The sequence below is a fragment of the Streptococcus oralis genome (genome assembly GCF_026782125.1).
In the GTDB taxonomy this organism is placed as follows: domain Bacteria; phylum Bacillota; class Bacilli; order Lactobacillales; family Streptococcaceae; genus Streptococcus; species Streptococcus oralis_CE.
Genome location: NZ_JAKUVY010000009.1, coordinates 33,180 through 44,169 on the forward strand (window position 1 = coordinate 33,180; position 10,990 = coordinate 44,169).

14 protein-coding genes and 11 tRNA genes are annotated in these 10,990 nt (G+C 36.0%); 5 read left to right on the top strand and 20 right to left on the bottom strand.

Annotated elements, in window-relative coordinates; genetic code table 11:
- Positions 1 to 67: 67 nt before the first annotated feature.
- The 6 genes from MK385_RS08910 to MK385_RS08935 all read right to left on the bottom strand — a co-directional run bounded on the left by MK385_RS08910 (position 68) and on the right by MK385_RS08935 (position 5,311).
- Positions 68 to 1,345 (bottom strand): glutamate--cysteine ligase family protein, encoded by a 1,278-nt coding sequence (locus MK385_RS08910; RefSeq protein ID WP_268725862.1) that lies wholly within the window; start codon positions 1,343 to 1,345, stop codon positions 68 to 70.
- A 530-nt stretch (positions 1,346 to 1,875) separates the two neighbouring features.
- Positions 1,876 to 2,493, bottom strand: a complete 618-nt coding sequence (locus tag MK385_RS08915; RefSeq protein WP_268725863.1) for a hypothetical protein — start codon at positions 2,491 to 2,493, stop codon at positions 1,876 to 1,878.
- Between the two features lie 14 nt (positions 2,494 to 2,507).
- The gene (locus MK385_RS08920; protein WP_268725864.1) at positions 2,508 to 4,103 is read right to left on the bottom strand and encodes a virulence protein; all 1,596 of its coding nucleotides are present in this window, start codon (positions 4,101 to 4,103) and stop codon (positions 2,508 to 2,510) included.
- Positions 4,094 to 4,450: a hypothetical protein gene (locus MK385_RS08925; RefSeq protein ID WP_268725865.1), complete on the bottom strand. Its 357-nt coding sequence runs from the start codon at positions 4,448 to 4,450 to the stop codon at positions 4,094 to 4,096. Before MK385_RS08925 ends, MK385_RS08920 begins: the two co-directional genes overlap by 10 nt.
- A 3-nt stretch (positions 4,451 to 4,453) precedes the next feature.
- On the bottom strand, positions 4,454 to 4,732 hold the full coding sequence (locus MK385_RS08930; RefSeq protein WP_268725866.1) for a TIGR04197 family type VII secretion effector: 279 nt from the start codon (positions 4,730 to 4,732) through the stop codon (positions 4,454 to 4,456).
- Between the two features lie 132 nt (positions 4,733 to 4,864).
- Positions 4,865 to 5,311 carry a helix-turn-helix domain-containing protein gene (locus MK385_RS08935; RefSeq protein WP_268725867.1) on the bottom strand — a complete coding sequence of 149 codons (447 nt, stop codon included), beginning with the start codon at positions 5,309 to 5,311 and terminating at the stop codon, positions 4,865 to 4,867.
- A 238-nt stretch (positions 5,312 to 5,549) separates the two neighbouring features.
- On the opposite strand from MK385_RS08935, the gene MK385_RS08940 reads away from it, so the two are divergent.
- From MK385_RS08940 to MK385_RS08960, 5 genes are all read left to right on the top strand, one after another.
- Positions 5,550 to 6,011 carry a hypothetical protein gene (locus MK385_RS08940; RefSeq protein WP_268725868.1) on the top strand — a complete coding sequence of 154 codons (462 nt, stop codon included), beginning with the start codon at positions 5,550 to 5,552 and terminating at the stop codon, positions 6,009 to 6,011.
- A 208-nt stretch (positions 6,012 to 6,219) separates the two neighbouring features.
- Complete coding sequence (locus MK385_RS08945; RefSeq protein ID WP_268725869.1) at positions 6,220 to 7,260, top strand: replication initiation factor domain-containing protein; 1,041 nt, start codon at positions 6,220 to 6,222, stop codon at positions 7,258 to 7,260.
- Between the two features lie 2 nt (positions 7,261 to 7,262).
- Positions 7,263 to 7,649, top strand: coding sequence for a hypothetical protein (locus tag MK385_RS08950; RefSeq protein ID WP_268725870.1), 387 nt, complete (start codon positions 7,263 to 7,265; stop codon positions 7,647 to 7,649).
- Positions 7,650 to 7,708: 59 nt separating this feature from the next.
- On the top strand, positions 7,709 to 7,903 hold the full coding sequence (locus tag MK385_RS08955; RefSeq protein ID WP_153224482.1) for a DUF3173 domain-containing protein: 195 nt from the start codon (positions 7,709 to 7,711) through the stop codon (positions 7,901 to 7,903).
- Between the two features lie 3 nt (positions 7,904 to 7,906).
- Positions 7,907 to 9,040 carry a tyrosine-type recombinase/integrase gene (locus MK385_RS08960; RefSeq protein ID WP_268725871.1) on the top strand — a complete coding sequence of 378 codons (1,134 nt, stop codon included), beginning with the start codon at positions 7,907 to 7,909 and terminating at the stop codon, positions 9,038 to 9,040.
- 72 nt (positions 9,041 to 9,112) lie between these two features.
- Here MK385_RS08960 and MK385_RS08965 read toward each other — a convergent pair whose 3' ends face one another.
- The 14 genes from MK385_RS08965 to MK385_RS09030 all read right to left on the bottom strand — a co-directional run bounded on the left by MK385_RS08965 (position 9,113) and on the right by MK385_RS09030 (position 10,957).
- Positions 9,113 to 9,283: a hypothetical protein gene (locus MK385_RS08965; protein WP_268725872.1), complete on the bottom strand. Its 171-nt coding sequence runs from the start codon at positions 9,281 to 9,283 to the stop codon at positions 9,113 to 9,115.
- Positions 9,284 to 9,295: 12 nt separating this feature from the next.
- Entirely contained in the window at positions 9,296 to 9,601 is a 306-nt protein-coding gene (locus MK385_RS08970; RefSeq protein WP_125450592.1) for a nucleotidyltransferase family protein, read from the bottom strand.
- A gap of 51 nt (positions 9,602 to 9,652) precedes the next feature.
- Complete coding sequence (locus MK385_RS08975) at positions 9,653 to 9,799, bottom strand: hypothetical protein (RefSeq protein WP_153224480.1); 147 nt, start codon at positions 9,797 to 9,799, stop codon at positions 9,653 to 9,655.
- A gap of 194 nt (positions 9,800 to 9,993) precedes the next feature.
- Positions 9,994 to 10,077 (bottom strand) — tRNA-Leu (locus MK385_RS08980).
- Between the two features lie 9 nt (positions 10,078 to 10,086).
- Positions 10,087 to 10,158, bottom strand: a tRNA-Gln gene (locus tag MK385_RS08985).
- Between the two features lie 13 nt (positions 10,159 to 10,171).
- A tRNA-His gene (locus MK385_RS08990) sits at positions 10,172 to 10,244 on the bottom strand.
- 14 nt (positions 10,245 to 10,258) lie between these two features.
- Positions 10,259 to 10,329, bottom strand: a tRNA-Trp gene (locus MK385_RS08995).
- Positions 10,330 to 10,340: 11 nt separating this feature from the next.
- Positions 10,341 to 10,421, bottom strand: a tRNA-Tyr gene (locus tag MK385_RS09000).
- A gap of 17 nt (positions 10,422 to 10,438) precedes the next feature.
- Positions 10,439 to 10,511 (bottom strand) — tRNA-Phe (locus MK385_RS09005).
- Positions 10,512 to 10,514: 3 nt separating this feature from the next.
- A tRNA-Met gene (locus MK385_RS09010) sits at positions 10,515 to 10,588 on the bottom strand.
- An 11-nt stretch (positions 10,589 to 10,599) separates the two neighbouring features.
- Positions 10,600 to 10,689: transfer RNA gene (locus MK385_RS09015), tRNA-Ser, on the bottom strand.
- Between the two features lie 6 nt (positions 10,690 to 10,695).
- Positions 10,696 to 10,767, bottom strand: a tRNA-Glu gene (locus tag MK385_RS09020).
- 11 nt (positions 10,768 to 10,778) lie between these two features.
- A tRNA-Ile gene (locus MK385_RS09025) sits at positions 10,779 to 10,852 on the bottom strand.
- A gap of 34 nt (positions 10,853 to 10,886) precedes the next feature.
- Positions 10,887 to 10,957 (bottom strand) — tRNA-Gly (locus MK385_RS09030).
- Positions 10,958 to 10,990: the final 33 nt, after the last annotated feature.

A 10,990-nucleotide genomic window follows, 5' to 3' on the forward strand; every position in this document is an offset into this window, starting at 1 on the left:
ATCCTTTATCTATAGTCTCTTCCATTATATCACGATTTTTCAGAAAATTCTCCCTTTATAAGAGAAATTATAATCCCAATTCTTCTTTCAAAGGTTGTAAATAGGTCATTTCTTGCTTGCCTCTCTTCTCCAGTCCTTCCTCAGCTAGGGTGAGTAAATCTTTAGAAAACTCGAGAACCGCAGTTTCTTCTTCATCTGTGAGTTGTTTTTTAGAAAATTGTCGTCTTAAAAGCTTATAATCACGACCAGCTGTGGTAAAAAATGGAGCAGTTCGCAAGTAAGCTTCAAGCTTGTCTAAATGAACCAACAAGCCCAAGTGAAAGGCAGCAGAAGCAAAAGTCCTATCAAGCGGCTGAGTACACACACTACGAAACTCGATAGTCCCTCGAGTCGTTAAGTCTTGGTACTGGTAACTACGATGAGTTTGGAAATCTTCCTCCTGAGGGTAAATAAGAACCTCATCCCCATTAAGGGTGAATGCCTGGATTTCAGGTGTAGTCAAATAATCTCTAACCTGAATCGGATAAAAATAATAGGTTTGTTCATCGCGATTCGCAGTAAAAATCGCAGAATGATTTAGATAGTCAAAAAAATCATCCTCATCTTTAAATAGTCTAGTATTAACACCTACATTCTCTGGATAAATACCATGCATGGATTCTTCCCAAAAAATATCTCTCGAAATTTTGGTATCCCAATCTGCCCCTGAAAACTCTGAATTGGCAAACAAATAAGCTTTAGCTGCTTCAATTTGCGTAAAAGCATTGATAACACGCAGGTAGTTGGACCTTGAAACGTCTAGTTGAACCTGACTCCCACAGATAAAGGCTCCATACTCAGGGAAATGATGTAAATCTGATTTAGTTACATTTCTACTCAAATTCAGATAATCCATCAACATCTGATAGCGGGGATAAGCCACTGGACAATTCTCATTTTTATCCCAGTTGGGATGAATACCACAGCCAAGAATAGCATGATTAGCTTCACCTAATTTATTCTGAATCGTAGCCATATAGAAGTTAAAGCGTTCTTCTACCTCTTGGATAGATTCGGCCTTTCCGAATGCAAACTCAATCGTCGTATAAGCAACCTCAAACAAGATCGTATCTTGGCTGACTGGATCAAACAGCTGAATTGGATTCCCAAAATCATCCACTTTTTCGATAGTAAAGCCTAGTACTGATGGTAAATACCGAAAGAGATCCTTAACAACTTCACCATCTGTAGCCTTACCCTCTAAATTTACAATAGGATATTCTAATTCAATCCCAATAAATAAATCTGGGTTCTCTTTTAAATTTTCTAAGTAGCGCTTCTTAAGCAAGTCAATCGAACGAGACATCAAACACCAACACTTTCATAATCAAAATAAATTGTGAATAAGTAATATTATACCAAAAATACACTAAAAATGACTAGAATAAGAAGAAAAAGATGATTCACAGTTATCTGTACTTAAAGAAAAAATATCAAAATCTTCACTAAATCAAAAGACAAGGTCCGAAAACCTTGTCTTTATTACTATACCGGCGGCCGGGGTCGAACCGGCACGTCCTAATGGACACTGGATTTTGAGTTCAATCCCTACATTTTTTGAAACTTACAACCTTGATTTAACAATGTTTTAGGACTTTTAAATTTTATAAAACAGATTCTTTTTTCAAATTTCAGTAACTTTTAGGTAACTATTTCCCCCTTCTTACCAATTAGGATTCATAATTGATAAATTTACAGAAAAATCCTCTTGTAATGCATCATTATTCCCAGCATCTGAGTAAGAAACTTACTCATCTTCTGGAAACCACATTTTATCAGCTAGTTCCAAATAATCAAACGGAATTTCTTTGGTGTAATCACCTTTAAGATATAGTCTCACTCGTCTTCCTCATCGTCATCCAACTCCACTTCTCCATGAATTCGGATATACTCCTCGCGCTTCCTATCCAATTCTTCCCAGAGGGGCTCATCAATGGTTTTCATAGCCTTTATCTCTTCCAAACTAATATTGACCGCTTCATCGTAGGTCAAGTTCAGCAAGTCTGCATGTTTCGTTTTGAATTGTTCAATATTCAGCCATGTTTCTTTGTCGTCTTCGCTGATTTGGCCGTCAATGGCAGATGCTACCTCAATCGCCATAATATACATCGCACGCTTGTCAACCGTTAAAATATCTAGATGAGTGGAAATAATTCGCAAATAATCACCTTTCTCGCGCCCATCGCTTTCATAGGAATCTTCAAAATCCAATATTATATACTCGTATTTAAATGAATTCCACGGATTATCTCCTATTTTAAAATCAGTTACCCCCCAACGCTCATCATTCGAAGAAAATTTATCCAAACTAACGCTAAAATAAAAATCATCATCACGTGCGTAAGAAAAACCAACCTGCACTCCCTTACGCTCCTTGAACCACATTTTCCAAGGAAATTCCATACAGGCTTGGTAAATACTAGTCTCGTAGTTTCCTTTAAGATATAGTTTCATTTGCTCTCCTAGTTTCAATAATTATTTTGGTATGTTTTCCAAATTCTATCAAATATCTCTTCTTTGACACTCTTTGATAGGTTTCTCAATTGAGGATGATTGTTTACAAAATTCATGATAGAATTTTTACCAGTAATTCCATTTATATCTAAGTGAGCATTGACATTGTAGCCTGATTTCCCACTTCCAGATTGAACCTGGAATACTCCTTCACCATTCGAACCACTGCTTGGCTCCCAATCTACACGAAGCTTCACTTTTCGATTTCCTACTCGGGCTTCAATTTGTTTACCACCCTTGCCAGAAATGGTCTTACTCGTCGGTTTATTGGCTTTCCAGCTATCATAATTACTAGAATAATTAATCTGAATTTCGCCATTTTGTAAGGCCGTCTTTGTGATAGCTGATAAGCTGGACACTGCTCCACTAGCTATCAGTACGTTTCCATATTGTACCCCTGTTACGGATGCTGCGGTACCAGCTACGATACTTGTCCCTGCTGTTGGCGGACCAGCCATGATACTCAAGACTTCAAGGGCACCACTCGCAAAGTAAACTCCCAATCCAGAAAATATCTGAGCTACTCCACTCCAAAATTCGACTGAATTTGCTTCAAAGTTTTGTGCTTTTAGTTCATCAAACTTTTTGTTAACCAAATGAGTATAGTCCGCATCGTATTTCCCATTTTTTGAAACGACATAGCCTTGTTCAAATGGATAAATGTCAATAATATTTCCTGTTTCATCAATCTTAAGAGTGTGATTGTAGTCGTCAATTATTTTATTCCATTCGGACTTGTCGTGACCTTTTAAGCGCTTCTTTAATTCGGCACGATAGTAGGCATCTCCATCGTCCGATAGCATCATATCCCTAGAAGCTTTATTGATGGCACGAGTTTCAGAGTCTTGATAATCTCTTTTGGCATGCGAAACAATCTTCACATCCTTCATCTTCTGTAACCAGCTCATGTCCACACCGTCCGCATAGTAGTTACCATCACTATCGACAATGACTTTACTTAGTTGCGTAGCTCCTTGAATCGCTAAGCTAAGGATTTCTAGACTATCGCTGAAATACTGGGAAACCTGTGAGACAAAAAATTCTAGTTTTTCAATCTTATCATCCAAATCCTGAATACCTGACTCAATTTGAGACTTGGCATTGTAGAGGATGGTCTTTTCAGAGAAGGCTTTCCCCCAATTGAGACTAAAGAGGTCCGTGATTTGATTTAACCAGTTCTCCCTCACTTGAATCTGAGCTTCTACGATAGCTAACTGCTCTTCCCTCAATTTTTTTAGTTCCTTGAGTTGGTCCAAGTCCAAATCACCATATCCAGAGACCTGAGCATCCGCATTTTTGTAAGAGGTCAACTCTAATTGGATATCATCTATCGCTGCTTGTAACTTCTTGATGCTGGGGATGATAATCTCTGTAAAGAGACCTTTACCAGCTGTGTAGGCTGCTCCTGTCAGCTCACCTGAGTCTAAAGAGGAAATTAGGTGGTCACATCCACTGGATAAGCGGTCTGTGACTTCATTTGCGACCTGGAGATTGTTGGTCATGGCCTGAATCAATTCTTGGGATTCTTGTGCGCTGTATTTTACTCCCATGGTAGCCGATTCCTTTCCGCTATCAGTTCTTCTCTGGCTTCATCGAAAGACCGACGAGCCTTCTTCGTTTGTTTTTCCAAGGCATCCAGTTCCTCTTCTACATAAGAGTTGACCTGTCGCTGAATGGTTCTATTATCACTTTCGATTTGCTCTATCACTTGACGATAACTGGGTGAGAGAGACAATAGAGTTGCCATACGATGGTGGATACTCTGGATTTCTGAGTGAAAGTAAGTTACCTGCTGTTCATATTGTCTTTTTAGAGTCTGAAGACTTTCTTCCTTATCGTCAATCTTGACAATCTCTCGCCAAAGTTTGTAGCGTTTTTCTTCGTTCTTATCTTCCATTCCTTAGTGACTCCATCTCTTAGCTTGCTCTATATCACGTTTTTCAATTCTATGAGCAATTTCTGGAAACTTATTTGCTTGGGTCAAAACAGCCGAACTGAAATCACTGACTGCCTGAAGCATTTGATTGCATGCCTGACGTCCCGCTTCCATCCCAGCGATTTCAGAAGTATATGAAAATTCTACCTGCTGATTAACTTTCTCAGATACATCGATACCAGTTAACTCACTAATGGCTGATTGAGCTTCTATTGTATTAGATTTAATTTTTTCTGACGCCATGTTATCACTCTCTTCTACTATTATAAATTCTACATTGTTCTTAATTTTGTTAAAACATAATTAAAATCATGAATAATAGAAAATTCCTAACCATCTATCTAGGTTAAGAAATTTATTTTATTTATCAAACTTTTAATCAGTATTAAAATAGTCAAAGACCTCTTTGAAAAGTGTGTTCATTATTTCTTGTTCTTCTTCATCCAAATGATTTTTAGTTACTAAGTCATCTCTCAACTTGAATAAACCAACCACATCATTTTTAGATATTACTTCAAATAGAATCGCAAATTTGAAACTATCTCTTCCTTCCTTATCCCAATTTTTAATATCACTCACATCATAGTCATCCAAAAATCTAACTAATATAGCTTTAGAATATACTGTTTGTCCTAATAATTCATCAGTAGTTGTCCCAAAAACATGAGCAAGTTTTACAACATTTCCTAATTTTGGCTCTGTCTTTCCATTCTCCCAATCGCTATACGTATTTCTCTTTATTCCTAAAATCTCTGCTAATTCTTGTTGTTTTAGCCCTTTATTCTTTCTTAATCTCTTTATATTATCTCCAAAAATGCTCATATTTTCTCCTAATTAATTTAAAACGTCGAAAAATGCGACATTTTCCTTGGCAATCTCTAAAATCGGGTGTATTATAATTATGTCGGGTAGTCCGACGTTTCCCAAAAGATAAAAATTTAAACGGAGGTAACCGCCTATGATTGTATTAAAAAGTCTTTGATAATCACGACAAAATCAAAGACTTAACAAAAATTCTATAAGAGTATTATACCATACTTTCCTTAAGAAAGGGGAAGAAATGGACATAAAACAACTTGTTTCTATGGTTGACGGATTGAACTCTGCTAGTACTGCTAAAAAATGGATAACCTTAATAAAGGAAATTAGTGGTCATGAGTTAAAAAAAGTTCAAGCAAGGAATAGTAGGCAGTTTGTGAGTTTTTATAACTTCACTGATGATGATGTTGAGGATTTCAGGACAATTGCTTATTTGAAAAATGAGATGTCATTAAAAGATGCAATAAGGGAAACTTATGGAGATATTCATAAACATAAGGAATACACTCTTGCTCAGCAACTTGAAACCCTTAAAGAAGATTTTATTACCTTGGATGATAATTTTAAGAATTTGTATTCTAGTAATAAAAAACTGCAAATAAAATTTCAACGATTGGAAAAAGAGCAAGAAGAAATTCTCTCAACACTGGAACTACTTCCATTTGGCGCTTGGGAAAAAGCTCGTAGGAAGTTCGGTAAGTAGATTTGTTACGGTCAGCGAGTATGTTACCGCAGACCGTAACAAATCGTAAACGCAGACGAACAACAAAGAGCTTTTTCTAAGGTTGGTGAGGGTGTGTAGTAACACCACCCTCTGCAAGTCAGGTGTATTATCGAAAGAATGCATTATTATCAAGGTTTTTCACGGTTTTTAAGGTGGTGAAATTAGGCAAAAAGTTGAGTCAAAATTTATGGCAAAAAACGAGAATTTACGTTCTGTTTTTGACTGGATTCAAATCCAGTTTAATACATTCGACTTTTCACTGGAAGAGATAGTTGAAGATATCTTACTTCTTGATACAGAGCTATTTATTATAGATAAGGGCAGTCTTAAATACTATGAATATGACTCTCAGATAAACTATGGTAATATCCGTATCTACTATGGTGATGAAGAAAATTCTTTCATGCTTGTCATGTCAGGACAAGCATTAGAATTCTATCGAGATATGGTTTTAACCCCAAAGGGACTTTCTGAACGTCACTTCTTGGATAATCTATATTCCAATTATAAGTCATTTTCAGTAAGAAGAATTGATATCGCAATAGACGATTTTAATGAAGTTCCTTACTTCACTCCAAATCAACTTTCTAAAATTTGTAGAAAAAACCGCTTCCTATATGGTAAGAGTAACTACTACATTACCTACGGAGATGAGAAAACGGGACAAACCTTATATTTAAGAAAACCTAATGATGATGAAAGACTTAGAATATATGATAAACGCTTAGAACGAGCATCTAAGCTCGGTGTCAGCAAGAGATTTATTGAAAATTGGATAAGAACGGAGTTAGAACTTAGGAAAGAGAAAGCCCACTACTTCATTCAAGAATGGCTCAAGTCCGAAATAGACCTTCTAAACTTTACAAAGGGATATCTAAAGGATAAAGTGAAGTTTTATACTGATAGTCAATTTTCAAAGCCTCTAAGGTCTTGGGAAAAATTCTTAGGTTCGTCAACTCCAGTTACTATTACTATTTCAAAAACAAAGACAGAACTAGAAAAAAAGTTAGATTGGTTTGTCTTTAAAGGTTCTGGAGCCATTCTAATAGCGTATAAATTTCTCTACGAAAATGGATTACTATTTGAACAAGAGAAAGAGAACTTTGAAAAATTACAAACTCTTGAATATCCCCCAGAGTTAGCAAAACAACTTATAGAGAGAGCAAGTTACTTCAAAAGAGAGAACTTGATTCCCAAAATTAAAGAAAACATAAAAAGGAGAAATTAAATATGGCAAAGATGCTTTCCCAAAACGATTGGGACTTTAATAATATTGGAACTAAATTTGAATTGGATGAGGTACTTCCAAAATTTGAAACCGAAGTCAGAGCCGATGAAAATGGCGAGATTATCAAAAATAGTGATGGAAGCGAGAGAAGATTTAATACTCAAAAGATTGTTGGTTGGAAATATAATATTACTATCAAAGATGGACCATTTAAGAAGAAATCAACACAAGTATCCGTTGACAATCCTGAACCATTAGTTGATAATGATTATATTCAAGCAATGGATGAAGTACCTGTTACATTTGAAAATCTTCGAGCTTCAATGATTAGCAAAACGATGTATTATAAGGCTGATGCTATTCATTTGGTAAATAATAAGCAAAAATAATTCAATGGCTAGGGGAGTAAGAACTCCCCTTAATTTATAAAATTATCAAAGGAGAACCAATGATTAAAACCGTAACAAAAGATGATTTGATTGAACTTGGATTCAGCCCTGGTACCGCAAGAAAAATTATACATACTGGGAAAGTACTACTAGTCAATCGTGGCTTTTCTATCTATAACAATAAACGAATCGGTACTATTCCAGCAACTATTGCAGAAGAACTTCTAGGCCTGGAACTGCAGAAAGAAGCATAGAATATGGCTATTCGTAAAAATAAAGATGGTTCTTGGATTGTCGATGTTTCGAATGGTATTAATGCTGTCACGCTTAAACAACGTAGAATAGTTAGAAAAGGCTTTAAAACGAAAAGGGAAGCTCTGGAAGCTGAACAGTATTTAAGAAGTGTAGAACTAAAGGAAAAAAGCTTTGGTTCAAAAGTAACAATAGATATTCTTTATAAGCTATTAAAAGAAGAAGATAAAACAAATAATAGAAAAAAGAGTTATATCGATACACAAGAAAATAACTACAACAAGCATATAAAAGATTACTTCTCAAAAGTTTATGATGTTTCAAAACTCACTTATGAAGATATCTATCAATTTCGAGAAGATTTAAGAGAAAAGAATGCCAAAAACTCTGATAAGTATTTGAATCCGAACACGATCAATAAAATAATGATTTTATTGAAAAAAATATTAGATGTAGGATTAAGAAAAGGGTATTATAACGATAATCCTGTTAGACTACTTAAAAAACTACCAATAGAAAAAAGAAAAATGAATTTTTGGACTGTGAAAGAATTTAAGCATTTCCTTTCTCTATTTGAGAAAGATGAATATAATGTTGAACTACTTTTTACAGTACTATTCTTCACTGGACTGAGACTAGGAGAAGCTCTTGCACTTACGTGGAGGGACGTAGAATTTCCCACAAGTACAATTCATGTAACTAAGTCAGTATACGTTAATAATGGTGAGGAACATATTAGTAGTACAAAGACAAAAGCTGGTACTAGAAGAATCATTATTCATAACAAACTAATAAAGACATTAGAAGAATGGAAAACAGAACAGAAACAAAAATTAAAAGTATTTACAAATAACACCGAAGAGCTTCAAATATTTCAGAACAGCCCAATTAGTCTTACAAAAAATTCAATTGAAAAACAATACAAAAAAATCCTTGCCAGAGATAATAGTTTGAAAAAAATAAGAATACATGATTTTAGACATTCGCACGCATCTCTCTTAATAAATCAAGGTGAAGATTATCTAGTTGTCAAAGAAAGATTAGGTCACGCATCAATAACTACAACTATTGACACATACTCCCACTTATATCCTAGTAAGCAACGAGATTTAGCAGATAAACTAAATGATTTATTTTAAAAAGAACAGCTAGAATAAAAGCTGTTCTTTTTCTTATTAAAAATATAAATAACTCAGTTCTACCAAAAAAGATTACTTAGTATTCTCACGAACCATTCTTTCAAAGTAATTATCTATACTTTCGAAACTTTTAGTTATTCCCTCCGTTTTATACTTTTCTAAACTTTCCTTAATTGCATTCTGAGTGAATTCATTATACTCGGTTATATCCCTCAAACGCACTTTATTATCGAAATTTTCCACTATAACACCCTCCTATTTTTGATAGATAAGAACTCGCTCATGTAAAAAATTCTTCTTTACCAATGCTCCTATATTGGTTCTAGGGTTAAGTAAATCATTAACTAACAGAATATCTACATCACAATTAAAAACACTAGAAAGAATCCCATAAACATCCATATAATGTGATTCATCTTCAATTTCTAGAGCAATATCTATATCACTATTTTCATCTTCTTCTCCTCTTGCATAGGAGCCAAATAAGTAGACCTTTGATAAATTATATTGCTTAGCAATAGGATTAATCTTAGCCTTAATTTCATCTATTGTATAAACCACGAGAACCTCTTTATTACCAAGAAAAATACTTCTTACATCTAATAATAAAAATTATTCATTATCGAAAAATTCAAATACATCTTTCTTATTACTAAAATCAAGTTTAACAAGTTTTGACTTTTCTTTCGCTAGAGACTTAATATCTCTTTTTGCTTGTTCGACTTCAAGCTTTGAATAGTTTTCTTGATTGTATAACATGAAATCTCTCCTAGAATAGTATCTATCTATTGTATATTTTAACATAAAACGAATCAAGTTTAATTTAAAATATGTTAAATATTTTCTTCTTAATTTAGCAAAAAAAATTTTTAAGTAATTTTAAGTAACTCTGAAAGAAAAAAATGGAAGAAGAAATAAAAAAACAAGGCTCGAAAACCTTGTCTTTATTACTATACCGGCGGCCGGGGTCGAACCGGCACGTCCTTGCGGACACTGGATTTTGAGTCCAGCGCGTCTGCCAATTCCGCCACGCCGGCAAATAGTAACTGGGGTAGCTGGATTCGAACCAACGCATGAGGGAGTCAAAGTCCCTTGCCTTACCGCTTGGCTATACCCCAATAATATAAAATAGGCGAGTGATGGGGATCGAACCCACGCATGCCAGAGCCACAATCTGGTGTGTTAACCACTTCACCACACCCGCCATAATCATATTAACACGGGCAGTAGGAATTGAACCCACACTGAAGGTTTTGGAGACCTTAGTTCTACCTTTAAACTATGCCCGTAACTAAAGTAATGGAAGGGGAGGGATTCGAACCCCCGAACCCGAAGGAGCGGATTTACAGTCCGCCGCGTTTAGCCTCTTCGCTACCCTTCCAAGTTATAAATAAAATATGGCGCGAGACGGAATCGAACCGCCGACACATGGAGCTTCAATCCATTGCTCTACCAACTGAGCTACCGAGCCAAATTGCGGGAGCAGGATTTGAACCTACGACCTTCGGGTTATGAGCCCGACGAGCTACCGAGCTGCTCCATCCCGCGTTAATATAAAAAGGAGGATGTGGGATTCGAACCCACGCACGCTTTTACACGCCTGACGGTTTTCAAGACCGTTCCCTTCAGCCGGACTTGGGTAATCCTCCAATAAATAGTCCGTACGGGATTCGAACCCGTGTTACCGCCGTGAAAAGGCGGTGTCTTAACCCCTTGACCAACGGACCATATTTATAAATGGGCACGAGTGGACTCGAACCACCGACCTCACGCTTATCAGGCGTGCGCTCTAACCACCTGAGCTACGCGCCCAAGTTTAAAAAACTTGGTATGAACTTTCGTTCAAAGCGGGTGACGAGAATCGAACTCGCGACAACAGCTTGGAAGGCTGTAGTTTTACCACTAAACTACACCCGCTAAAATGGGAGTTAACGGGATCGAACCGCTGAC